This is a genomic window from Pseudorhodoplanes sp. (genome assembly GCF_059499825.1).
The window spans coordinates 323,014-346,568 of record NZ_JCABZI010000010.1; the positions used below are offsets into that span (position 1 = coordinate 323,014).

Consider the following 23,555-nt stretch of genomic DNA (forward strand, 5'->3'; position numbering starts at 1 on the left):
CCCATACCTTGACCTGAGCCGACGTGATCCCGAACAGCATCCGCATCACTCCCGAACTCGTCGCCGAACACGGGCTCAAGCCCGACGAGTACCAGCGCGTCCTCGACCTGATCGGGCGCGAGCCGACGCTGACCGAGCTGGGCATCTTCTCGGCGATGTGGAACGAGCATTGCTCCTACAAGTCGTCGAAGGTGCATCTGCGCGGGCTGCCGACCGAGGCGCCATGGGTGATCCAGGGACCGGGCGAGAATGCCGGGGTGATCGATATCGGCGACGGGCTCGCGGTGGTCTTCAAGATGGAGAGCCACAATCACCCGAGCTATATCGAGCCCTATCAGGGCGCGACCACCGGCGTCGGCGGCATCCTGCGCGACGTCTTCACCATGGGCGCGCGGCCGATTGCCTGCCTGAACGCGCTGTCGTTCGGCGACCCCAGGCATCCAAAGACGCGGCACCTCGTCTCCGGCGTGGTCGCCGGTGTCGGCGGTTACGGCAATTCCTTCGGCGTGCCGACGGTCGGCGGGCAGACCCGCTTCCACACACGCTATGACGGCAACATCCTGGTCAACGCGATGGCGGTCGGCCTCGCGCGTGCGGATTCGATCTTCTATGCGGCGGCGTCCGGCGTGGGCATGCCGATCGTCTATCTCGGCTCCAAGACCGGTCGCGACGGCATCCACGGCGCGTCGATGGCGTCGGCGGAGTTCGATGACGATTCCGAGGAGAAGCGTCCGACTGTGCAGGTCGGCGATCCGTTCGCCGAGAAGCTGCTGCTCGAGGCCTGTCTCGAGATCATGCAGAAGGGCTGCGTGATCGCGATCCAGGATATGGGCGCGGCGGGGCTCACCTGCTCCGCGGTCGAGATGGGCGCCAAGGGCGATCTCGGCGTCACGCTCGATCTCGAGAAGGTGCCGACGCGCGAGACCGGCATGAGCGGCTACGAGATGATGCTCTCGGAAAGCCAGGAGCGCATGCTCATGGTGCTCAAGCCGGAGAAGGAAAAGGAAGCCGAAGCGATCTTCCGCAAATGGGGACTGGACTTCGCCATCGTCGGCGAGACCACGCCGACCAAGCGTTTTCTCATTCGTCACCATGGAGAGACGCTCGCCGATCTGCCGATCAAGGAGCTGGGCGACGAGGCGCCGGTCTATAACCGGCCGTTCGTCGAGACGCCGAAGAAGCCGGTGATCGCTGCCGCCGCTGTGAAGCCGCCGCTGTCGAATGCCGATGCTTTGCTCAAGCTGATCGGCTCGCCCGATCTCTGCTCAAAGCGCTGGGTGTGGGAGCAATACGACCACATCATTCTCGGCAACACCGTGCAGCGGCCGGGCGGCGATGCCGCGGTGGTGCGCATCGAGGACGGCCCGAAGGGCCTTGCCATGACCTGCGACGTGACGCCCCGCTATTGCGAGGCCGATCCGTTCGAGGGCGGGAAGCAGGCGGTGGCGGAAGCCTATCGCAATCTCTCCGCCGTCGGTGCGACGCCGCTCGCGATCACCGACAATCTGAATTTCGGCAATCCAGAGCGGCCCGAGATCATGGGCCAGTTCGTCGGCTGCGTGCGCGGCATCGCAGCCGCGTGCAAGACGCTCGACTTCCCGGTCGTGTCCGGCAACGTGTCGCTCTACAATGAGACCAACGGTCGCGCGATCCTGCCGACGCCGTCCATCGGCGGTGTCGGCGTGCTGTCGGATTTCACGACGTCCGCGAGCCTTGCCTTCAAGAACGATGGCGATGCCATTATACTCATCGGTGACACCGCAGGCTGGCTCGGCCAGTCGATGTATCTACGCGAAATCTGCGGGCGCGAGGAGGGGGCTCCGCCGCCGGTCGATCTCGCTGTCGAGAAACGTCACGGCGAATTCGTGCGCAAGCTGATCGCCGATGGCCGCGTCACCGCGGTCCATGACCTTTCAGACGGCGGTCTTGCCGTTGCGCTGGCCGAGATGGCCATGGCATCGGGGCTTGGTGCGACGCTCGAAGCCCCGCAGGGCGTCGCGGCGCACGCCTTCTGGTTCGGCGAGGATCAGGGGCGTTACATCGTGACCGCGACGCAGGCACAGCTTGCGGCTTTGGTCGAAGCCGCGCAGGTGGCGGGTGTTGCGGTGAAGCGGATCGGCACGGTCGGCGGCCAGTCGCTCACCCTCGGCAGCGAGACGCCTGTGGCCGTCGCCGATCTCACGACCCGCTTCGAAGCCTGGCTGCCCGACTACATGGCCGGCAAAGTCGACGGCTAAGGCCGCAACTCACCCGTCTGGGCCATTGCCTGGCGGCAACCGGGCGACAGCGCCGGGGCATTGTTGGCGAGGCACTGGATTGCCCGGCCCTGGCCCAGCGGCACGCCTTTGCACAGCACCCGGAAATCGGTAGTGCAGAACCGCCGGATCAGGATCGCCTCGCCGAGCCGGGGTTGGCTCGGGGCAGCGGCTGGAGGCGGCGCCACCGGGACGGCGGCAGGTGCTGCAGCCTGCGGCACCACCGGAGGCGCGGGACGCGCCGGGGTGGCGACGGCTTTGGGTGCGGGCTTTGGTTTGGCGCGAGGCTCGGTCGGGGCCGTTGCCGTCGGGGATTGCGGCGGTGGCGGCGCTGCCTGAGTCGGTGCCGTCTGGGCCGGTGCGGCGGCCGCTGCCGGCGGTTCGGCTCTCGGCACGGCCGCCTGCGGTTCAGGCTTGGCGGGCTTGGCTGCCGCGGGCGCCGGTGCTGCGATCGCGTTCAGCGCGCCCTGGCAGCCGGCGGAAACCTTGGCCTTGTTCTGCATCAGGCATTCCAGCGCCTCGCGGCCGCCGCGGGGAACGCTGGAGCAATTGCGCATGAAGTCGGAGCGGCAATTGCTTCGGATGGCGTCCTGCTGCGCCTTGTCGGGCGTCTGGGCCTGCCCCAGCACCGTCCCGAACGAAAGCAGGGCGGCGCCGGCCAGCGCATAGGCGCACCAGGGTCTCATCTCGGCAACTCCTCAGGTGTTGGTGATTATGGGGGCGTCGCCGCCGCGGAAATCGCGCCGGCACGGCCATTCACAGGCAGAAAGCGATCAGCGCTTGGCCAGCGCCTTCCTGCAATTGTTGGTCAGCGACGAGTGATGCGACAGCAGGCATCGCAACACCCGGCTCTGTCCGAAGGTCACGCCCTGGCACAGCAGCGAGTGATCTTCCCTGCAATAGCGGTTCACCCAGCGCGCCTCCTGGGTCGGGCGCATCGCCGGCAGCTTGAGGTCGGGGGCGTCCGCTTCCTTCGCGCCCTCGGGCCGGGTGATGCGGTCGGTGGATACGACGCGCGGCGAGTCAGTGGTGCCGGCGGGCTGGGTCGAGGTATTTGCCGAACGTGCGGGGGCCGGTCCCGCCGCCGCGAAAGCCTTGCTGAGGGCCGCCTGACAGGGCGGCGTATGCACCGCGAAATTCGGGCGCAGGCATTGCACAGATTCGGTGCTGCCGGGGGCGACGCCCGCGCAGGTGCTCCTAATCTCGGCGCCGCAGGCGTTGCGCACCTCGGGGAAGGGCACGGCGGCGGTTGCGGGTGGTGCCTTCTGCGCCGGATCGCTGGCCTTTTGCTGCTGTGGCTGAGTCTTGCGAGCGGGAGCCTGCGCCGGCTGGCTCGGCCGGGTTTGCTGGCTCGGCCGCGACTGCTGCGGCGGAGGTGGCGGCGCCGGCTGCTGTTGCGGTTGCTGCTGCTGGAAAAACGGGAAAAACTGCGCCCGCGCGTCGTCTGCGGCCATGATGAGCGCGGCCGCGCCGATCCCACATCCCAGCATTCTCGCCAGCGTTCCTGTAATCAAAGCCACGCCTCGCTTCCTTCTGTCTGGCCTCGTCCCTATTGTCGCACAATAGTCGGACCTTCGCCCCGCGTCAGCCACAACGATGCCCGGCAGATGCGTTTGTCAGCCACCACAAATCACCCTATTTCTACTCCGGTCGGCGCCCCGATGTGGCGTAAGCTGGTGCCGCCCGATGAATCGAGGAGTTTCCCCAATGCCCATGGATGCCGCCGAGATCGAGCGGCTGATCAAGACCCATATCCCGGATGCCGAGGTCCAGATCCGCGATCTCGCTGGCGACGGAGACCATTACGCCGCCACAGTGCTGGCGGAAAGTTTCCGTGGCAAATCCCGGGTACAGCAGCACCAACTCGTCTATCAGGCGCTTCAGGGCCAGATGGGCGGGGCGCTGCACGCGCTCGCTCTGCAGACCGGGGTTCCGGAGAATTGACCCTGAATGGCCTGGTTCGACTGTTGCGGCGCATCGGGCCCGTCTATATTTGACCAGACAAGCCGGATCGCCGGACGTGACCCGAAGAGATCGGATATTCCATGAGCATCAATCAGTTCATCGACAGCCAGGTAAAATCCAACGACGTCGTCCTTTTCATGAAAGGTACGCCGCAATTCCCGCAATGCGGGTTTTCCGGCCAGGTCGTGCAGATCCTCGATTATCTGCAGGTGCCGTATAAAGGCGTAAACGTGCTCGAATCCGGCGAATTGCGCGACGGCATCAAGGCCTATTCGCAGTGGCCGACCATTCCGCAGCTCTACATCAAGGGCGAGTTTGTCGGCGGTTGCGATATCGTACGTGAGATGTTTCAGGCCGGCGAATTGCAGAACCTGATGATCGAAAAGGGTCTCGCGGTTCAGGGCAAGGCCATCGCCTGAGCTGCCAATCAATCGTCGTTAGAGGCCCGCCGCGTGCGGGCCTTTTGCGTTTCGGGCGTCGCCGATGATCGGTCGGGCGTTTTGTGGCGGCTGGCTCCAAATGGCAATGGGTTGCGTCTAGGCTGGAGATATAGAACCGGCGATGCCACCGGCGGCAACAGAATGTCCGGATGAACTCCGTTTCCGTCATCGGTTTAAAGGGCGAGGGCCCGATATGCGCAAATACCTGATCATCGCTGCAGCAGCGGCTTCGATGACAATCTCGAGTGCGAACGCTCAGGTCGATCTCAGCACATATGCGGATGCCGAGGGCTTTCTCAATGTTCAGGCCCTGACCTGCGCCCAGCTTGCAAATACGTGGCAGGAGGACGCAGACCGTCTCGCGACCTGGTACAGCGGCTGGTACAACGGCCTAGCCAAGAAACACTACATGGACATCCGCAAGGGCAAGGAAGTCGAGCATGAGGTGATCGTCTATTGCAAGGCGAACCCTCAATTGCGGATCATCGAGGCGATGGACATTGTGATCAAGAGCATGCGCGAGCGCCTGGGCATTCAGGTGAAGTAGCGCGTTTTGAATTGCGGTGGTGCGGCCATGCGCGATCGTGGCGCTCGTGATCGTTGATCACGATGGCCGGAAAGGTCCGCACTTCGCCTTCGTGCCAAAGCGTTGATCGAAATCCAGCGTGCCGCCCGTCATCGGAATGCTGGTGGGCTTCAGTCCTTTGCGGGTGAACTGGTCGATGCCGATGGACTTGTTGTCCTTACTCGAGCGCAGCCGAACCGGCTCGATGACCTTGCCTTTGCCTGCATCCGTCAGATCGAGCGCATAAAGCCCGTTCACTGTGCCGCCGAGGCCCTGCCTTTCGATATTGCGCTTGGCAAGCACCGATTGCGGGGCATAGATCTCGAACCGCGCGTCCGGTCCTTCGCACACGAAGACGCGGGTCATCGGGACGTCCAGGAACACACCGCCGGCGAGGCTCGGCGATGCCGCGGACAGCAAGAGCAGCGACACCAGCGTCGTAAGGATGTGTGTGCGGGGCATGCCGCCGCTCCGGTGATGTGGTTTTCTTCACACTAGGCGAGAGCGATCGGACGTTCCACGGCCTGGCCATCACGCATGCGTGTGCCCACGCAAAAGGGCCGCCCAATGGGCGGCCCTTGCTATGTCGTCGTGTTGAGAACGATCAGCGCGAATAGAATTCGACCACCAGGTTCGGTTCCATCTGGACCGGGTAGGGGACTTCGCTGAGCGTCGGGATGCGCAGAAATTTCGCGGTCTTCTTGCTCTCGTCGACCTCGATATAGTCGGGGATGTCGCGCTCGGCGAGCGACAGCGCCTCGATCACGAGCGCCATCTCCTTCGACTTGTCCTTCACCTCGATCACGTCGCCGACCTTGACCTTGTAGCTCGGGATGTTGACCCGGCGGCCGTTCACCTTGACGTGCCCATGGTTCACGAACTGGCGGGCGGCGAAGATCGTCGGCACGAACTTGCAGCGATAGACCACCGCGTCGAGACGGCGCTCCAGCAGGCCGATCAGGTTGGCGCCGGAATCGCCGCGCAGGCGGATCGCCTCGGTATAGACGGCGCGGAACTGCTTCTCGGACAGGTCGCCGTAATAGCCCTTGAGCTTCTGCTTGGCGCGCAGTTGCACGCCGTAGTCCGAGAGCTTGCCCTTGCGGCGCTGGCCGTGCTGGCCGGGGCCGTATTCACGCCGGTTCACGGGGCTCTTCGGGCGGCCCCAGATATTCTGCCCCATACGGCGGTCGAGCTTGTATTTTGCTTCAGTGCGCTTGGTCATCGCGTCCTCTTGAAAAGACCGTGGATTGAGGAAACGCGCCCTCCTCTGTGCCGGGGTCTAGCCCGGTACCGACAGGTTCCAACTGGCCAAAGCGGATGGCCGGAACCACGGGTCGCGAAACGGGGAACGGCCCCGAAGGGGGCCGAACCGCGAAGCTGTCTAGTGTTTCGGCCGCCGAATGTCAAACCTGGCCCGGCCACCCTGGCCGTCTCGCGCGATGAAACCGCCCGGCGTCCAGGCCGTAGGTCAAATGAGCCAACGTCAAGGGGCGATCCCGGATGAGCGCTTTTTTCTACTATGCCATGCTGGTGATTGAATCCGCTCTGAACGTGGTCGGCGTCAGGATCTACGAGGAACCCCGATACGTGGTGGTCGAGCGGCTTTCGGACGGCGTGGAAATCCGCCGCTATGGGCCGCGACTGGCAGCGGAGGTCCAGACAAAGCAGGACGGGCAGGCCGGCAGGAGCGAGGCGTTCCGCCTGCTGTTCGAATACATCGCCGGTGCTAACCGCTCGAAGGACGCCAGCAGCGAGCGCATTGCCATGACCACGCCGGTTGCGACGCAATCGGCGCGGGTGTCGATGACGGCGCCGGTCGCAACCACGGACGTGCCGGAGGGGCTGCGCATGCGCTTCTTTCTGCCGGCCAAACTCACGCGCGAGACCGCGCCGAAGCCGCTCGACCCGCGGGTCCGCCTTGTCGACGTCCCGCCGGAGGACATGGCGGTCCTGCGCTATTCCGGAAACGGCAAAGATTACCCGGCCCGCGCGGCCGCGTTGCTTTCGGTATTGTCGCCGTCGCGCTGGCGTCCCAGCGGAGAGCCGCAGTCGATGAACTATGACGCGCCGTTCGTCCCGCCATTCCTCAGGCGCAACGAAGCGGCAGTAACGGTCACGCAGCGCTAGCGGGATTGCGTCACGTCCGGTCGACGAATGAACGGCTGATCAGGCCGCAGTCTTCGTCACCCGGCATGACGACGAAACGGTCTTTGCCGAGAGGATTTCGATCCGCTGCTTGGTCGTCTGCGACGTGGTGTCGACACCGCGTCCGGCGCCTTCCTCCTTCGACAACGGAGCATCGACGCTGCAGGTCAGGCCGCCGGGCGTCCGCTTGAACGAGAGCGTGATCTTGCGGCCCCCTTTATTGAAGGTCTGAAGCCTGATCAGGCTGTCGTTCTCGAACACGAACACCATCTCTCCATGCTGCCATTTCGTCGGCTTGTTCAATTCGGCCTTGATGCGTCCGGTGAAACCGCCGACATCGCGCCCGTTCGGCGCCACGATCTGGATCCTGTATTGCTGATCGATGCGCCCGTCCGCATGAAGCGCAAGAGTGATGGTCTGCCGGTTCTCGTTGTTGACGGTGCGGCCCTGATCGAGCACTCGCACGGTTTGCGCGTAGACGAAGTTCGCCGTCACCGTATGGTTTGCGAGATCGGCAAATGTCACAGGCTGAGCCTCGCCTGGGGAAGACATCGCCAGGATACTGGCCAGCACGCCGCAGGCTGCGAAAACAATCCGCCCCATCATGATGCGCTCCCCTCAGCCGAACCTTGAAAACACGGCCTCCAGCGCAGGTGCGGGCTTCTGACCCGACGTGAATACGAATTGCGCTCCAGCCTTCCCGGCCGAGGCTGGCACGGCCGGGCCAAGCAAGTCCAGAACCCGGCGCGCGATCGCCGGCGCCGGATCGACATAGGTGACCGGCCACGGCGCAAGACGCCTCAGCTGGATATCCAGCAGCGGATAGTGCGTGCAGGCCAGCACCACCGTGTCGGTGCGCAGGCCGTCGCGTTCGACGAAGCACGGCATGATCTCGTCGGCGATGTCGGCGTCGTCTACCGCCTCACCGCGGAGCAGCGCCTCTGCCAGAACCGCCAGCCGCCGCGAGCCGACCAGGGTCACGTCGCAGCCCTGGCCGAAATCGGCGATCAGCTTCTTGGTGTATTCGCGCACGACCGTGGCTTCGGTCCCCAGCACCGAAACCAGCCTGGTCTGCGAGGCTGCGCAGGCCGGCTTGATGGCGGGGACAGTGCCGACGAACGGCACGCTGAAATGCTGGCGCAGATCCGCCAGCACCAGTGTCGAGGCGGTGTTGCAGGCGATTACGACCAAGTCGGGCCGGTACGTGTCGATCAGCGTGCCCATCACCGAGACCACGCGCTCGCTCAGTTCGCGCTCCGACAGACGGCCGTACGGAAAACCGGCATCGTCCGCGGCATAGACGAAGCGCGCGTCGGGGCGCAGTGGCACGATCTCGCGGAAGACTGTCAGTCCGCCAAGTCCGGAATCGAAGACGAGGATGCTGGGAGATTGCACGGTCAGACAGAGGCCTTGCGGTCAGGTCCCGACGCTGAGCGGCGCACCGAGCTTGCGCAAGGCTGCGAGCACTGACAGCGCCACGATCCTCCCGGTCTTGGGATTTTCGGATGGCACATTCTCGATCGACATCCGCAAGCGCGCCGAATCCGCCTCGACCTCGATGTCGTGGCAATTGCGCGTGACGGCAGGGTCGGCCCAGATATCGATCTGGGTGCGGTCCGGGCCGATCCCGGCGAGCGACAGAGCCGCCGCGACATTCACATTCGCCGGAAAGCCGGCCGCGGCTTCGCGCGCGCTGCCGGAAAAGACACGCTTGGCCTCCGTGAGGCCATCCACCGAGATGCCATGCTGTTCGAGATAGGGGGCGCCCTTCAGCCCGCCCGGCGGCTTGCGGGTGGTCATGCGCACGGAGGAGATGTCGCCCTCGGCGGCGGCCACCACCGCATCGAGACCGAGCAGGGCGCCGGTCGGAACGATGATCCGGCCTCCCTTGGCCTTGGCCAGTTCCAGCAGTTCGGGACGCGGCAGCAGCGCGCCGCAGCTCAGCACGATCACCGATTTGCCGGCTTCGAGCATCGGTCGGCAGATGTCCTCGATGATCGCCGCCGGCGCGCATTCGACCGCGATGTCGGCATGCTCCGGAAACGCGTTCAGTGGCACGATCGGGCAGGCGATGCCTTTCGCGTCGAGAAAGGCCTGCGCCTTGGCGCGGTCGCCTGCGGCGGCGCAGGCCAGCGTCAGGCCGGGCAGGCCGGCGCTCAGTTTGCGAGCCAGCATGCGGCCGATGGCTCCCAGTCCTCCGATAGCGACGCGAATATCAGGCATTTTAACCGTGTTCTCCTTTGTCAGGCTGCTGTTTACGTGTGCGCCATCATGCCCACAAGGTCCGGCTTGACCCCAGGCGGCGCCGTGGGCAAGTCTGCTGGAAAGTTAAGGGAGGATTTCATGTTCAAAAAGTTGCTGCTGGCGGGTCTTTCCGCCAGCGTTCTGTCCGCGGGTCTGATGGTCTCCGGTGGGCCCGCCTCGGCGCAGGATTTCCCGACCCGTCCGATGACCATGATCGTCCCGTTTGCCGCGGGCGGCCCGACCGACGTGCTCGGGCGGGTGGTGGCGGCGCGGATGAGCGAGATCCTCGGCCAGCAGGTGGTGGTCGAGAATGTCGGCGGAGCCGGCGGCCAGACAGGATCCAAGCGAGTCGCCGATGCCAAGCCCGACGGCTACACTTTCGTGCTCGGCACCGTCGGCACCCATGCGCAGAGCCAGACCCTGAGCAAGAAACCGCTCTACAATGCAGCGGACGATTTCACGCCGGTGGCGCTGATCGCCGAAGTGCCGATCGCTCTGATCGCGCGCAAGGATTTCCCGGCCAATAACCTGAAGGAGTTCGTCGACTATTCGAAGGCCAATGCCTCGAAGATGCAGTTCGGTTCGGCCGGTGCGGGGTCTGCGACCCATCTGGGCTGCGTGGTTGCCAACATGGTGATGGGCACCGACATCGTGCACGTGCCTTACAAGGGCACCGGTCCGGCGATGCAGGATCTGCAGGGCGGACGCATCGACTTCCTGTGCGAAATTATTTCCACCGCAAAACCGCAGGTCGATGGCGGCACCGTGAAGGCGATCGCGATCATGACCAAGGAGCGCTCGCCGGCGCTGCCGAACCTGCCGACCGCCGAAGAGCAGGGAACCAAGGGTATGGAAGCCTATACGTGGAACGCGATTTTCCTGCCCAAGGACACGCCCGAGGCGATCGTCAAGAAGCTTGCGGACGCCGCCAACCAGGCGATGGAGACCCCGGGGGTGAAGGAAAAGCTGGCGGGGCTCGGCGCGACGATCGTCGCACCGGACCGCCGCTCGCCGCAATATCTGCAGAAATTCGTGAAGGACGAGATCACGAAATGGCGGGAGCCGATCCTCAAGAGCGGCGCCCAGACCAATTAAGGGCGAATTCGAAGCGAGACATCAGCGGCGGGCCGTCCGGTCCGCCGCTGTTTTTTGAACACCGGTTCCACATGATGTAACAATCCGGTTCTTCCGAATGGACCGGGAATCGGTCGCGAGACCGACAACCGAAAGCCCCACCTTTCGGGGCATTGTCAGACAGGTTTTAAGAGCGAGGGGACATGAGTTCGGGCCGGGTGCTCGTTGTCGAAGACGAGGTGCTGATCCGTATGCTTGCCGTCGATATGCTGCTCGATCTCGGGCGCGAGGCGGACGAAGCGGGGACAGCCGCGGAGGCGATTGAGCTGCTGCGCGCGCCGGGCGCGGATTACGCGCTCGTGTTGCTTGATCTCGGCCTTCCGGACCGGCGCGGCGACGACCTCGTGCGCGACATCCGGCAATCGCACGCGGCTTTACCCCTGATCGTTGCCAGCGGCGAGGATCAGACCGAAGTTTCAGCGCGATTGAAGGAATTCAAACCGATCGGCTTTCTCGGCAAGCCGTTCGATCTCGACGGGCTGCAAAAAGCGATCGACGAAATTGCGCCCTGAATGGCGGAGCACTTTCGCCTTTACTCGAAGCGCGAAGAGATTCTGGTTTCCTGCGCCGGCGCGTTTTCTTGACGCGAACCGGTACCGGCGTCTCTCGAAAATGCCTTAGACGGCCAGCACCGTCACCACCACCAGCGTGCAACTGACAAGCGCCGCCGCCACGCACAGCGTCATCAGGCGCGCGGCGTTCTGGTCGAACAGCGGTCGGGACAGAGGCAGCATGTCCAATCCTGGCGAGACATTTCGACTGCCGCCATGAATCGCGATTCTGCCCCTGCAGGGCGAGTCATTTATCTGCGGCGCTCAGCTTGACTCGATGCGACTCGGATCGATCAGCGCCGCGTGTTTTCCGCCAAAGTGAAGCCGAGTTCGCGCAAGCCTTCTTTCGCGCGCGGCGTTGCCTGACCCGAAATCAGCAATTCGGGGCGGCCGAGCCGATTGGAGCGGATCGCGCTTGCGGCATTGCTCATGGCGCGGCTGGTGCCGCTGGTCCACGAGATGGCGTCGACCGGCCAGATGCCGACGACCGTACCATTGGCGGTCTGGTTGAAAGGAAATTCTGCCGCCGACACGAAGCTCACGATCGACCGGTTCTTCAGATGATAATCCGCCACCATCTCGGTGTAGCGGCGGTTGAACACCGCGGCGTCGCGCCGCTTGACGGCGACGGCGCGGCGCAGGAATTCGTCGCGGCCAGCGACCGCCACGACTTCCAGCGATGACACCATCGACGTCATGTCGAGCGGCGTGTAGTTGCGGTTCTGCAGCAGCGCGTCCGCGGCGGCGCGGTCGAGCCCCATCGCCAGCATCTTCTCGCGATTCATGTCCATGAGCTGGGCGGCGGTGCGATCGCGCAGCGAATCCTTGACCCGGCCCGAGGTCGCCGTGTTCGACACCACGATGCCGACGGCGCCGGGGATCGCCATCATCGCGCCGGACACCACAAGACCGCCGGCCGCGGCGGCTTGCGAAAGCTTCTGCAGTCGCGCCTGCAGCGGCTCGTAATCGGTATAGGGATCGACGCCGAGCTTGGCCGCGAGTTCGCGCCGCTTCTGGTCGGCGCCGAAGCCGCCGAAAGCCTGGTCCTGCGACTTGCCGGCGTTGTGGATGCCGGAGCCGATCTGCCCGATCTGGTTGCCGATGCCGGCCAGCGTGTTGCCCAGCGCCTCGACCGGATTGACCAGCAACTCGCCAGCGAACTTCACAGGAGCGAGGCCAGCCTGGCCGAGCGCATTGTTGAACTCGGTCGACTCCGTGAGCTTGTCGAGTTCCGCCACCGCCGCGAGTTCGCGGATGCGCATCTGCATCATCGCATCGCTGATGACGCTGAAGTCGCCATAGGGAGAGCGCACGTTGTAAATGCGCAGAAAGCCGTCGCTGCGGACCGGGCTCAGGATCGTGTAATTGGGGCCGGACGGTTTGATCCCGGAAATCTTGCCGGGGCTGAACGAAGCGGGGCCTTCGATTTCCGCACCCCACGCGCCGAACGACCCGAAGATAAAAGCCGCCATCGCGACCGCACCAACACCCGCACAAGACCGCGCGCGCATCTTACCCCCCGCTACTGGTACCAGGAGGCCATTTGACCGCGAATGCGGTGCCGCCGCAAGCCGCGTCTGCAGCGCCGATCAGCCGGCGGGCCTGCTGTTTGGCGTGGCAGCGGCGATCTCATCCTCCGACAATCCCGCCTCGCGCAAAACATCGGCGGTGTGCTCGCCAAGATTGGGCGGCAGGCTGCGGACCGACGGCTGTGAGCCGGACCATGTGCCCGGCACGCCGGTCATCCGCAGGCGCCCCTCGGTCGGATGCTCGACGACACGGACGAAGCCGGCATCGTTCAGATGCGGATCGTCGAGCAGGCTCGCGATGTCATGCAACGGCGCCGCCGGAATGTCGGCGGCCTCGAGCAGGGCCAGCCATTCCGCCGTGGTCCTTTCCTTCAGGGTGTCGGCAACGAAGGCATAGACCGCGTCGATATTGTCGGCGCGCCCGCCATGGGTGGAAAAGCGCGGGTCCTGCAGCAGGTCTTCGCGTACAATCGCCTTGAAGAAGTTCTTCCAGTGCGTGTCGGTATAGACCAGCACGCAGACGTAACCGTCCTTGGTCGCGTATGGCTTGCGATGCTTTGAAACAAGCCGCGGATAATATTGTGGGCCCTCCGGCGGGTCGAAGGTCAGGCCCGACAGGTGATCGCCCAGCACATATTCGACGAACACTTCGAACATCGGAATTTCGATCGCCTGGCCTTCGCCCGAGCGCTCGCGATGAAAGAGCGCGGCAGAGATCGCATTGGCGAGATAGAGCCCGGTGGTGCGGTCGGCGATCGCGAGCGGCATGTAGCGCGGCTCGTCGCCCCACGCGTCGGGCGCGATGGCCGCGATCCCCGAGAGACCCTGAATCAGGTCGTCATAGGCGGGCTTGCCGGCATAGCGGCCGCCGGCGCCGAAGCCGGTGGCGCTGGCATAGACGATGCGCGGATTGATGGCACGGATGTCGTCGTAGCCGAGCCCCAGCCGCGCCATCGCCGCCGGCCGCACATTGGTGACGAACACATCCGCGGTGGCTGCCAGCTTGCGCAGCGCATCGCGTGCGGGCTCCTGCTTCAGGTCGAGTGCGATCGAACGCTTGTTGCGGTTGAGGTTGAGATAGATGTGGCCCATGGCCTTGTTCCGCATCGGACCGACATGGCGCATGATGTCGCCTGCGGGCGACTCGACCTTGATCACGTCGGCGCCGAAATCGGCCAGGATTTGCGTGGCATAGGGCCCCAGAATGACGCTGGTCAGGTCGAGAATGCGGATGCCGGCGAGGGGGCCGGTGGGAGCGGGGCGTTCGGTCATGCGCAAAGCATTAGCGCGCGTTGCATACGTGCCGCAACTGCAGCCCGCTCAGATGGCCGCCGCTTCGCGCACCGGTGCGCCATGCGTCTGCGGTATCTTGTCGGCATAGGTCTTCACGAAATCCGACATCGGCGCGTTGTGGCCGGCCGGCGGGTCGAGCGCGTGATCGGTATATTTGCCGGCATCCGGATCCGAATAAACCTTCTTCAGGATCTTGCGATATTTCCTCACCAGCTTGACCCACCGCACCGCCGTCCGGGTGAAATCGTAGGCGCGCCACGGATAGAAGATCAGCGGGTTGACGATCGCCATGCCGTAACGGCGCTGCGTCCTGATCTTACGGCGCACGAAACCGAATTGCAGCGGATGCACGCCCTCGATCCGAGAGGCGCCGGAAAACAGCGTGATGCCGTCCATCACCTTGGTCTTGTTGAGGCCGGTGGCGGCCGCGCGGCGCATGATGGTCTCGACATGTTCGTCGCTGTAATAGCGCGTCCAGGCGCTGCGATAGACCTCCTCCCAGGTCTCTTTCGACATGATCGGGTGCGCGGTGCAGGCGTGCTCGAGGTCGTATTTGTTGAGGTCCGGATCGACCGGCACGCCCTTCAGGTGCAGGACCTTGTGATCCTCGGAGCCGGGCAGGGGCGTCAGATAGAAGAACTCGAGGATATCGACCGGCAATTCCTTCTTGATGATCTCGATGTCGTGCGCGATCGAGTCCGGCGTGTCGGTCGGGAAGCCGAGAATGTATCCGGCAAAGGTCATCACCTTGGCCTTGCGCCAGGCGTGGAACATCTCCTGATATTCCCAGATCTTGTTCTGCCGCTTCTTGGCTCCGGCGAGCGATTGCGGATTGATGTTCTCCAGCCCGATGAAGACCGCGGTACATCCGGCGCGCGCCGCCTTCTCGATGAAGCCCGGAATCTTGTGGCACAGCGTGTCGACCTGCAGCAGCAGCCGGATCTTGAAGCCTTCCTTTTCCCGCAGTTCGATCAGGCGGTCGAGGATTGGCTCCCAGTTCTTGTTGCGCGCGTAATTGTCGTCGGTGATGAAGAAGCGGGTGATGTTCTGCTTGGCATTGGCGCGCACGATGCCTTCGACATCGTCAGCGGTGCGGTAACGTGACTTGCGGCCCTGCACATTGATGATGGTGCAGAAGCTGCACTGGAACGGGCAGCCGCGGCCGGCATCGAAGCTCGCATAATGTCCGGCCACCCGCGTCACCACCTCGCGCGGCAGGATCGGGTAGGTCGCCGCTTCCATGCCGGGCTGGTCTTTCAGATAATTGTAGATGCCGGTCGCCTCGCCCGAGGCCATGTCGCGCAGGAAATTCGCCATCCGGCCTTCGGCCTCGCCGGCATAGAGCACCACGCCCAGATCGAGCGCTTCCTGCAATTCCGGCGTCAGCTTCGGCAGCATCGAGATTACGCCGCTGACATGGAAGCCGCCGATGGCGACCTTGATCTCCTGCTTGCGGAAGATGCGCGCGAGATCGAGGGCGCGGGGATACTGGTTCGACTGCACGCCGACCAGCGCCACGAACCCGCCGCCTGCATTGCGGATGTCGCGCACGATGCGTTTGGTGTCGATGACGGTATTGCACTCGTCATAGGCCTCGATGTCGATCCCGACATCGGCGCCCAGCGCGTGGTCCTCGGCGCATTCGCGCAGCAGGCCGTAGACGCTGGCTAGACTGTTGGAGGGAATGGTCGAGCGCCACCACTGGATGACATAGCCGTCCGCGTCGTAATGCGACGGCTTGATCAGGACGATTTTGAAGCGGCGCGACGGGGCACCAGCTAACGGCAGTGGCGCCGTGGCCGTTTCGCGGTCGTCCGCAATGATGCCCGAAGTCCCCATCCGGGTAGTGGACATGGTTTCCGTCGAAATCGCAAGACGCCAAAAGTCTGCAAGAAAGCCCGCGGAGGCCCGGAAAACACGTCGATACCGGCCTGCTCAGAAGCCGGGATGGAAGATGTCGTCGAAATTGGTGCCGCTTTCGTCGTTCATCTCGGTCTGCATCTCGTTTTCGAGATTGACGCCGCCGGTGTCCCGTCCAACGTCGCCAACGCCCGGCAAAAAGCCCCTGCCGGACGGCGCTACCATGTCGCGATAGGCCTTCATCGCGTTGTCGTCACCGACAAAGGCGCAACGGCAGGCGGGATCGGCATAGACGTAATAGCGCGCCCCGTTCTTGCGGTGTGGCACGAACTTGTAGGGCGGAATCGAATTGAGCCGCGCCATCTTCTGCGGCGTGTTGGCTTCGCGCATCTTGAAGCCGGCATCCTCGAGCTTCATGTCCTTGCCGAGCTGGGATTGCGCGGCAAGCGATGTCGCCCCTAGCAAGGCGACAACAAGTCCAAACACGATCGCACGTATCGTCATCCTGTCCCCGCTCCTCACTGACGGACACCCTCACCGACGATGGCGAAGGCGCCCCAATATCCCGGATAAGCCTGCTCCAGCTTCGACTGGTCGCTCAGATAGGCGACCATCGCGCGCCGCATCGCCTCCGCGCGGCCGAGTTTCGCATCGGTTTTGAGATTCGCGAAGGTGGTTGTGGCGATGGTCGTGGTCGCGGCCGAGTCCACGGCCCAATGTGTGACCAGCAGCGCCCGGGTGCCGGCATAGAAGAATGCACGCGCGAGGCCCGACAACGCTTCCGCGCCCGGCTTGTCGCCGGCGATGGTGTTGCACGCCGACAGCACCACGAAATCGGCATTGAGCTTGAGCTGCGCGATCTCGCTCGCGGTGACAAGGCCGTCATCCTCCGGTGTGGGCGTGCGCGGAATGCTGAGCGCGAGCGATGGCTCGGCCAATCCCTTCACGTCGCCAGCAACGAGCCCGTGGGTGGCGAAATAGACGATCCGATAGTCCGACAGCGGCAGCGATTTGAGCTTTGCCTCGCTCGCGGCGTGGCCGAGAAAGATATCGTTGTCGGCCGCCCCGAGCCGCTTGGCGACATCGCGTATCTCGTCGGCGGTGTCCGGGAGTGGCGATAGCGCCTGTCCGAGCAGCGCCGGATCGACACTCGCGCCCTGCCAGAAATCCGCATAGGAGCGCGTCTTGCCCGGCACCGCCCGGGATGCGGTCTTGACCGGTTTTGCTGCGCTTGCGGTCTTGGCCGGATTGCCTTTGGCCGCGCGCGCTCCGGCCGGGGCCGGCGCCGCACCGGGATCGAAAACCGGATCGCCGAATCCGACGATCGGCTTCGCCGCCTGATCCTTGGCTGCGAACACCCGCAACGCCTTGAGCGCCGAGACAGACGGCACGACCGTCACCGCATTCTGCTTCACCAGCCACGCCGCATCGCGATATGCGGCGAGATCGCCCGACGCCACGGCCGGTGGCGTTGTCACCAGCAACTGGAAGGGCAGGGCGGTCAGCGCCCCGGTCGGGACGACCAGAAGATTACGTTTGCGCTTGAGCACGCCGTCAATTGGAGCCAGCAGGTCTTTGTAGAAGGCATGGGCGACGGCGAGGTCGAACTGCTCGGACGCCGCGGCGCTTGCCGCGTCGACGCTGAGCCCGCGCCGGAAGACCGCGACCTTTTGCGTCAACTCTTCGGATTTGATCGGCAGGGTATGCCAGTCGGCGCTGTCGCGGGTGATCGCGAACAACTCCGTCCTGTCCTCCGATGTGATCCACAGGATCAGCGCCTCGTCGGGTCCGAGCAGCGCCTGCGCGTCCTTGATCGCGAGCGGCTTCGGGCTGGTCAACGCCACGAAGTCCGGAAACTGCTTGTCCAGCCGCGCGCCGACATCGGCGAGCCTGGCGCGAATATCGGCAAGAGCCTGCCGGGTCTGCGCGATCGCAGTTGCATCCTGCTGGCCGGCCGGCCGTGAGATTGCAGCGACCAGCGCCTTGTCGCGCTCGCGTGCGGCTGCGATCAGATCCTGGTTCTCCCGCACCAGTGCGGCCAGCGCGCCGGTACCGGCGGCAAAGCGCAGGCCCATCTGCTGGAGTGCGGCCGCGGCCGCGGAATGGTTCGCCCATTGTGCCATTTCGAAGGCTTCGCTTGCTGAGGTCGTGCTTCGCTTTGCACCGGCAGAGGCGGCGATGGCTGCGATCCGCGTGGTGAATGCGCCGGACAGGTTTTCCACCAGGCAGCCCTGGCCCCCCTGGTCGTTCGCCGTCGCGGCCGCCGCTGCTTTCAGCAATCCATCGGTGGCCTTGCGCGACAGGTCGAGCGCGGCCTTCGGATTGCCGCGCAGCAGCTCGAGCCGCGCGCGGTTGTTGGCGACGCGTGCCGTTTCCGCATGATCGGAACCGACCGTGCCGGCATAGATTGCCGAAGCCCGTTCGAACAGGGCATTCGCCTCATCATATTTCTTCTGCGAGACCAGCGCGTTTCCGAAATTGTTGAGCGAACCCGCAAGCTCGGGATGGTTTGCACCGAATGCCTTTTCGCGGATCGCGACGGTGCGTCGATAATAGGCTTCGGCCTCGTCGTTGCGCTGCTGCGCCTCCGCCGCGTAGCCGAGATTGTGCAGCGTGTAGGAAACGTTGGGGTGCTCGCTGCCGAGCGCGCGCTCCTGCAGCGTCAGCGCGCGCTTGTAGAGCGGTTCTCCGTCCGCGAATTTCTTCTGCAGCACATAGATATTGGCGAGGTTGTTGAGCAGCGCCGCGACATCGGGATGGTCGCGCCCCAAAGCCTTTTCCCGGATCGATAGCGAGCGCAGCGCCAGATTCGCGGCCTCGTCGTAGCGGCATTGCGACTTCAGCACCGCGGCAAGATTTTGCAGCGGCTCGGCCACCATCGGGTGGCTGGGTCCAAGCACCTGCTCCTCGATGGTCAGCGCGCGCTTGAAGCTGACCTCCGCATCGGACTGCTTTCCGACGGCGAATTGCATGATGCCGAGATTGTTGTAGGTGCGGGCAGCCGCGACGAGGTCCATCCCCGGCCGCTCCTGGACCGCGAGCGTGCGCCTGAACAGCGGCTCGGCTTCGCCGTAGCGGCCCATGGCCTGGTAAAGGGTCGCGAGCTTGCCGATTGCGTCGGCCGTGTCCGGATGGTCCGGTCCCTGCGACTGTTCATAGACGCTGACAACATGTTTGCGGACCTTTTCCGCATCGGCGAATTTACCCTGGGCCTGATAGACCACGCCAAGATTGTTCAGCACGAACACGAACTCGCGGGAGTTGTTGCCCTTGAGCTGCTGCTGGATGCCGGCCGCGCGGGCCATGTAATCCTCGGCCTCGGCATACTGTCCCTGCCGCAGCTTCGCATTGCCGATGTTGTTCAGGGAATCGGCGGCCTGCGCGCTGGTGGGGCCGTACATTCGCTCCCGGATCGCGAGCACCCGCTCATGGGCCTCGACCGCTTCCGCATACTGGCCCATGCCGTTGAGCGAATTGCCGACGAATTCCAGCACCAGCGGATAATTCGGATGGTTCGTGCCGCCAAGCCTGCGCACGGCCTGTTCGAGCTTGCGGGCCTCGACCAGCGCCGCGCCGTAATTGCCGCTGGCATAGAGCCGCTGATAGCGCTTGTTGGTGGCCTCGATGTCGATGCGCTGGGCGAAGGCTGGAAGAACGGCGAGGAACGAGAGCGAAACGACGATGGAAAAGCCGAGAGCCTTGATGGACACCGATCGATCCTCTGACGCACAAGCCGCAATCGTCACTCCCTATAATAATGCGAGGCTGCATGCGATAGAAATTGCGGGCGGTTTGCCGGCGAACGGTCGCGTCCTGCAGGCGCCGGGTTGGTGCACCGCGAAAGCCGCGTTACAGTCCCGGTGATCGCACGCGGAACCGGCCATGTACTACGCGACACTCGGAGCACGCCGCTATGTCTTCGCCGATCTCAAGACCCTGATGGCCCGGGCCACGCCGCCGCGTTCGGGCGACCGGCTGGCGGGCGTGGCGGCAGAGAGCGGTGAGGAGCGGGTGGCGGCGCAATTCGCGCTCGCCGATCTGCCGCTGTCCACTTTTCTCAATGAAGCGGTGGTGCCTTACGAGCACGACGAGGTCACGCGGCTGATCGTCGACACCCATGACCGCGCAGCCTTCGCGGCGGTGTCGCATCTCACCGTCGGCGGCTTGCGCGACTTTCTGTTATCCGACGAGGCGACAACAACGGTGCTCACCGCGCTTGCGCCCGGGCTGACTCCGGAAATGGTGGCGGCTGTGGCGAAGCTCAGCCGGCTGCAGGATCTGATGGTGATCGCGGCGAAATGCTCTGTGGTCACGCGCTTCCGCAACACCATCGGATCGCCCGGCACGCTGTCGGTGCGGCTGCAGCCCAATCATCCGACCGACGATCCGCGGGGCATTGCCGCCAGCATCCTCGACGGCCTGCTGCTCGGCGCGGGCGATGCTGTGATCGGCATCAATCCGGCGACCGACAGTCCTGAGCGCGCGCATGCGCTGCTATCGATGCTGGATGACATCCGTGTGAAGCTCGACGTCCCCACCCAGTCCTGCGTGCTGGCGCATGTCACGACCACGCTCGACCTGATCCGCAGGGGCTCGCCGGTCGATCTGGTGTTTCAGTCGATCGCCGGAACGCAAGGCGCCAACACCAGCTTCGGAGTGGACCTCGCTCTGCTTGCAGAAGCCCGCGACGCGGCGTTGTCACTTCACCGCGGCAGCATCGGCGACAATGTCATGTATTTCGAGACCGGGCAGGGCTCGGCGCTCTCGGCCAACGCGCATCATGGTGTCGACCAGCAGACGCTGGAAGCGCGGGCCTATGCGGTGGCGCGGCATTTCAAGCCGCTGCTGGTCAATTCCGTGGTCGGCTTCATCGGTCCTGAATATCTCTATGACGGCAAGGAGATTGCGCGCGCTGGACTCGAGGATCATTGCTGCGGCAAGCTGCTCGGCCTGCCGATGGGCGTCGACGTCTGTTACACCAATCATGCCGATGCCGATCAGGACGACGCCGACGCGCTGCTGGCGCTGCTCACCTCCGCGGGCGTCACCTTCGTCATGGGTGTGCCTGGCGCCGACGACATCATGCTCGGCTACCAGAGCACGTCGTTTCATGACGCGCTGGCGATGCGCGAACTGTACGGCAAGCGGCCGGCGCCGGAATTCGCCGATTGGCTGCAGCGGCAGGGCTTGATGGACCGGGCCGATCGTATCCGGCCGGATGCGTTGCCCGGCCGCTTCCGCGCGTTGTTGCCGGCATGAGCGACGATCTGGCACCGAAGGGAGCCGGCGCGCTGTGGCGCGATCTGCGAAGCTTGACCGCAGCCCGCATCGGGCTTGACCGGACCGGCGCTTCGATCGCGACCAATCCGCTGCTTGAATTCAAGCTGGCGCACGCCCGCGCCCGCGACGCCGTGAATGAGGAACTCGATGCGGAGAGGCTGCGTGCCGAACTCGCGCCACTCGGCCTGCCGGTGCTTGTGGTCGACAGCGCGGTGGGCGCGCGGCGCGATTATCTGATGCGGCCCGATCTTGGGCGAAAGCTCTCCGCGGACGCGCAGTCGGCGCTCACGCCCTATGCCGGCCGCTACGACGTGGCGTTCGTCATCGCCGACGGGCTGTCCGCCCGGGCGGTGCAGACCCACGCGGCGCCAGTGCTGGCGGCTTTGCTGCCGATCCTCCGCGAGCGGGGGCTTTCGTTCGCGCCGCTGGTCATCGCGCGCAATGGCCGGGTTGCGATCGGTGACGCCGTCGCGGAGATTTTAGGTGCCAGCGCGGTCGCGATTTTGATCGGCGAGCGGCCGGGCCTGTCCGCGCCGGACTCCATGGGGGCCTATCTGACCTGGCAGCCTGGCCCTGCCACCACCGACGCCGACCGCAACTGCATCTCCAACATCCGGCCCGAGGGTATCGGCACCGCCGACGCCGTGCGCACGATCGCGCACCTTCTGCACGCGATGCGGACCCGCGGAGTCTCAGGGGTCCGGCTGAAAGACGAGTCCGGGCGGCTGCCGGAGGGTGGTTGAGCGAAGGCCGGTTGGTTTCCGGCCAAAGCTGACGCTCAGGACGAAATGTCTCGCCCTGGAACGCCCGGCGGACCAACGCGTTGGGCCGCGCAATGACAAAAAAGACTAAGCGGCCAACGATGTTCGGGTTCCTGTGTGCCGGCTGTGGCCGCTGTCTGGAGGAGTTGCCAGCCTGGCAACTCGGTGCCGAACGGTTCTATTGCGGGATTTTCTGCCGCGAAGTGGATGAGCGGCTGCTGGAGCAGCCATCGCCGCCCCGCCGCAACTCCGCCGCGGCCTGATGCATTCTGAGCATTTGAAATGCCGGGCGGGTCCGTATATCTAGGGCCCGACTCTGGTCCCGGCAGCGCCCCGCGCGGCCTGTTGGGGGATGGTGAAATGGTATCACGACAGACTCTGACTCTGTTTTTCTAGGTTCGAATCCTAGTCCCCCAGCCAATTCTGACCGACGATTTTATCATTTAAAATCAATGGCTTGAATTATCCTCCGCCGACGGACGCGGCTCGATGCAGCGCCACCGTGCCGGCGGATCGGGCAACACCCGCATTGGTTCGTGCCTACACGAGTGCACCTGCGGCGCGGCTGCCAAGACGATGCCGAGTATGGAGCTTGAGCATCCAGACAGCCGCGCGGACCATGCTGTCTCGTCCGTCGTCCAGTGATGTCATAGCGACCGATCGCCCGGTGGCGGCTTGAACCGGAGCGTCGTTGACAACATCCACATGAAGTGGCGTTGAGCGATGAAACCAGCAGCCTTCGTGCTGCCGTTTGGTCGTTGTTAACATTGAATGGCAAAAGGTCCGCAACCGGCCGCATCCGGTTCGGCCGCAGGCTTACGCTAATGCGGCACGGAAATCGCATGTGCGTCGGTCGTCGTAACGTCGTCGTCACAGGAGCCCGATCCGAATGATCGCGCGCTGGTTCCACCTCTGCGGTCTGCTGATTGTTGGTTGCCTCATTTGCGGCACGGCATCCTCGCAGCCGCTGGTCGTCGCTTTGGGCGACAGCAACACCGCTGGCTACGGCGTTGGTCAGGGCAATGCATTTCCGGCCCAGCTCAGCACGATGCTGCAGCGTCGCGGCTACAACGCCCGGATCGCCAACGCCGGCATTTCCGGCGACACCTTTGGCGGCATGCTGAACAGGCTCGATACCAGTGTGCCGGCGGGTACGCGACTGGTGATCGTGCAAGGCGGCTATAACGATCTGATCCGCGGCACGCCCCGCGATGTCATCATTGCCCGGATGCAGGGCATCCTGCAGCAGCTCCGCGCGCGGCGGGTATCGGCGATCCTGTGCGGATTCTTCTTTCCGGAATGGGATGCCGTCGGCCGTAAGCTTGCGGCGCAATACGGCGCCCGGTTCGTGCCAGGAAGTACCTGTTATTCGCCGAGCCACACCGGGCCCGACCGGCTGCATATGTCGGCGCAGGGACATACGGTGGTGGCACAGCGGCTGGTGCCGGTGGTCGCGAGCGCGTTGAGCGCCTCCAGAACGCAACCCGCAAAGCGCGTTGCCGCGAAGAAACCGGCGGGCCGCTGATCGCGCGA

The 23,555-nt window shown here is 64.5% G+C and carries 23 protein-coding genes and 1 tRNA gene; 12 read left to right on the forward strand and 12 right to left on the reverse strand.

Going from position 1 to position 23,555, the window contains the following annotated elements:
* The first annotated feature begins 23 nt into the window (after positions 1-23).
* Complete coding sequence (purL, locus tag AC5I5I_RS15255) at positions 24-2,237, forward strand: phosphoribosylformylglycinamidine synthase subunit PurL (protein WP_495974482.1); 2,214 nt, start codon at positions 24-26, stop codon at positions 2,235-2,237.
* On the opposite strand, the gene AC5I5I_RS15260 is transcribed toward purL, so the two are convergent.
* Together AC5I5I_RS15260 and AC5I5I_RS15265 are read right to left on the reverse strand one after the other, a co-directional pair.
* On the reverse strand, positions 2,234-2,941 hold the full coding sequence (locus tag AC5I5I_RS15260; RefSeq protein ID WP_495974484.1) for a hypothetical protein: 708 nt from the start codon (positions 2,939-2,941) through the stop codon (positions 2,234-2,236). The two genes, purL and AC5I5I_RS15260, sit on opposite strands and share 4 nt — an antisense overlap.
* A gap of 87 nt (positions 2,942-3,028) precedes the next feature.
* Positions 3,029-3,775 (reverse strand): hypothetical protein, encoded by a 747-nt coding sequence (locus AC5I5I_RS15265; protein WP_495974486.1) that lies wholly within the window; start codon positions 3,773-3,775, stop codon positions 3,029-3,031.
* Positions 3,776-3,962: 187 nt separating this feature from the next.
* Between AC5I5I_RS15265 and AC5I5I_RS15270 the strand changes: the two genes are divergently transcribed.
* From AC5I5I_RS15270 to AC5I5I_RS15280, 3 genes are all read left to right on the forward strand, one after another.
* Positions 3,963-4,199: a BolA family protein gene (locus tag AC5I5I_RS15270; protein WP_495974488.1), complete on the forward strand. Its 237-nt coding sequence runs from the start codon at positions 3,963-3,965 to the stop codon at positions 4,197-4,199.
* A gap of 101 nt (positions 4,200-4,300) precedes the next feature.
* Complete coding sequence (gene grxD, locus AC5I5I_RS15275; RefSeq protein WP_495974490.1) at positions 4,301-4,639, forward strand: Grx4 family monothiol glutaredoxin; 339 nt, start codon at positions 4,301-4,303, stop codon at positions 4,637-4,639.
* A gap of 214 nt (positions 4,640-4,853) precedes the next feature.
* On the forward strand, positions 4,854-5,207 hold the full coding sequence (locus AC5I5I_RS15280) for an HdeA/HdeB family chaperone (protein WP_495974492.1): 354 nt from the start codon (positions 4,854-4,856) through the stop codon (positions 5,205-5,207).
* Between the two features lie 57 nt (positions 5,208-5,264).
* Here the strand turns inward: AC5I5I_RS15280 and AC5I5I_RS15285 are convergent, their stop codons facing one another.
* Positions 5,265-5,687: a hypothetical protein gene (locus tag AC5I5I_RS15285; protein ID WP_495974494.1), complete on the reverse strand. Its 423-nt coding sequence runs from the start codon at positions 5,685-5,687 to the stop codon at positions 5,265-5,267.
* Positions 5,688-5,829: 142 nt separating this feature from the next.
* Positions 5,830-6,447: a 30S ribosomal protein S4 gene (rpsD, locus tag AC5I5I_RS15290; protein WP_495974496.1), complete on the reverse strand. Its 618-nt coding sequence runs from the start codon at positions 6,445-6,447 to the stop codon at positions 5,830-5,832.
* A 278-nt stretch (positions 6,448-6,725) separates the two neighbouring features.
* On the opposite strand from rpsD, the gene AC5I5I_RS15295 reads away from it, so the two are divergent.
* Positions 6,726-7,352 carry an SOUL family heme-binding protein gene (locus AC5I5I_RS15295; RefSeq protein WP_495974498.1) on the forward strand — a complete coding sequence of 209 codons (627 nt, stop codon included), beginning with the start codon at positions 6,726-6,728 and terminating at the stop codon, positions 7,350-7,352.
* A 39-nt stretch (positions 7,353-7,391) separates the two neighbouring features.
* Here the strand turns inward: AC5I5I_RS15295 and AC5I5I_RS15300 are convergent, their stop codons facing one another.
* The 3 genes from AC5I5I_RS15300 to AC5I5I_RS15310 are packed head-to-tail and all read right to left on the reverse strand — an operon-like array spanning position 7,392 to position 9,593.
* Positions 7,392-7,976, reverse strand: coding sequence for a hypothetical protein (locus tag AC5I5I_RS15300; protein ID WP_495974500.1), 585 nt, complete (start codon positions 7,974-7,976; stop codon positions 7,392-7,394).
* A 12-nt stretch (positions 7,977-7,988) separates the two neighbouring features.
* A complete protein-coding gene (gene murI, locus AC5I5I_RS15305; protein WP_495974502.1) occupies positions 7,989-8,765 on the reverse strand; it encodes a glutamate racemase in 777 nt (258 codons plus the stop codon).
* Between the two features lie 21 nt (positions 8,766-8,786).
* Positions 8,787-9,593 (reverse strand): aspartate dehydrogenase, encoded by an 807-nt coding sequence (locus tag AC5I5I_RS15310; protein WP_495974504.1) that lies wholly within the window; start codon positions 9,591-9,593, stop codon positions 8,787-8,789.
* 120 nt (positions 9,594-9,713) lie between these two features.
* On the opposite strand from AC5I5I_RS15310, the gene AC5I5I_RS15315 reads away from it, so the two are divergent.
* Together AC5I5I_RS15315 and AC5I5I_RS15320 are read left to right on the forward strand one after the other, a co-directional pair.
* The gene (locus tag AC5I5I_RS15315) at positions 9,714-10,709 is read left to right on the forward strand and encodes a Bug family tripartite tricarboxylate transporter substrate binding protein (RefSeq protein WP_495974506.1); all 996 of its coding nucleotides are present in this window, start codon (positions 9,714-9,716) and stop codon (positions 10,707-10,709) included.
* A gap of 182 nt (positions 10,710-10,891) precedes the next feature.
* Positions 10,892-11,260 (forward strand): response regulator, encoded by a 369-nt coding sequence (locus tag AC5I5I_RS15320; protein WP_495974508.1) that lies wholly within the window; start codon positions 10,892-10,894, stop codon positions 11,258-11,260.
* 332 nt (positions 11,261-11,592) lie between these two features.
* Here AC5I5I_RS15320 and AC5I5I_RS15325 read toward each other — a convergent pair whose 3' ends face one another.
* The 5 genes from AC5I5I_RS15325 to AC5I5I_RS15345 form a co-directional block, all read right to left on the reverse strand.
* Positions 11,593-12,771 (reverse strand): hypothetical protein, encoded by a 1,179-nt coding sequence (locus tag AC5I5I_RS15325; RefSeq protein ID WP_495974510.1) that lies wholly within the window; start codon positions 12,769-12,771, stop codon positions 11,593-11,595.
* 117 nt (positions 12,772-12,888) lie between these two features.
* Positions 12,889-14,100 (reverse strand): CaiB/BaiF CoA transferase family protein, encoded by a 1,212-nt coding sequence (locus AC5I5I_RS15330; protein ID WP_495974512.1) that lies wholly within the window; start codon positions 14,098-14,100, stop codon positions 12,889-12,891.
* 48 nt (positions 14,101-14,148) lie between these two features.
* Positions 14,149-15,975 (reverse strand): B12-binding domain-containing radical SAM protein, encoded by a 1,827-nt coding sequence (locus AC5I5I_RS15335; protein WP_495974514.1) that lies wholly within the window; start codon positions 15,973-15,975, stop codon positions 14,149-14,151.
* Between the two features lie 81 nt (positions 15,976-16,056).
* Positions 16,057-16,485, reverse strand: coding sequence for a hypothetical protein (locus tag AC5I5I_RS15340; protein ID WP_495974516.1), 429 nt, complete (start codon positions 16,483-16,485; stop codon positions 16,057-16,059).
* A gap of 14 nt (positions 16,486-16,499) precedes the next feature.
* Positions 16,500-19,691: a CHAT domain-containing tetratricopeptide repeat protein gene (locus AC5I5I_RS15345; RefSeq protein WP_495974518.1), complete on the reverse strand. Its 3,192-nt coding sequence runs from the start codon at positions 19,689-19,691 to the stop codon at positions 16,500-16,502.
* 172 nt (positions 19,692-19,863) lie between these two features.
* Here AC5I5I_RS15345 and AC5I5I_RS15350 point away from each other — a divergent pair, with 172 nt between their 5' ends.
* From AC5I5I_RS15350 to AC5I5I_RS15370, 5 genes are all read left to right on the forward strand, one after another.
* Positions 19,864-21,240, forward strand: a complete 1,377-nt coding sequence (locus AC5I5I_RS15350) for an ethanolamine ammonia-lyase subunit EutB (protein ID WP_495974520.1) — start codon at positions 19,864-19,866, stop codon at positions 21,238-21,240.
* Positions 21,237-22,004, forward strand: coding sequence for an ethanolamine ammonia-lyase subunit EutC (gene eutC / locus AC5I5I_RS15355; protein ID WP_495974522.1), 768 nt, complete (start codon positions 21,237-21,239; stop codon positions 22,002-22,004). The genes AC5I5I_RS15350 and eutC overlap by 4 nt, the downstream gene beginning before the upstream one ends.
* 92 nt (positions 22,005-22,096) lie before the next feature.
* Positions 22,097-22,285: a hypothetical protein gene (locus tag AC5I5I_RS15360; protein ID WP_495974524.1), complete on the forward strand. Its 189-nt coding sequence runs from the start codon at positions 22,097-22,099 to the stop codon at positions 22,283-22,285.
* Positions 22,286-22,368: 83 nt separating this feature from the next.
* Positions 22,369-22,442: transfer RNA gene (locus AC5I5I_RS15365), tRNA-Gln, on the forward strand.
* A 469-nt stretch (positions 22,443-22,911) separates the two neighbouring features.
* Positions 22,912-23,547 carry a GDSL-type esterase/lipase family protein gene (locus tag AC5I5I_RS15370; RefSeq protein WP_495974526.1) on the forward strand — a complete coding sequence of 212 codons (636 nt, stop codon included), beginning with the start codon at positions 22,912-22,914 and terminating at the stop codon, positions 23,545-23,547.
* Positions 23,548-23,555: the final 8 nt, after the last annotated feature.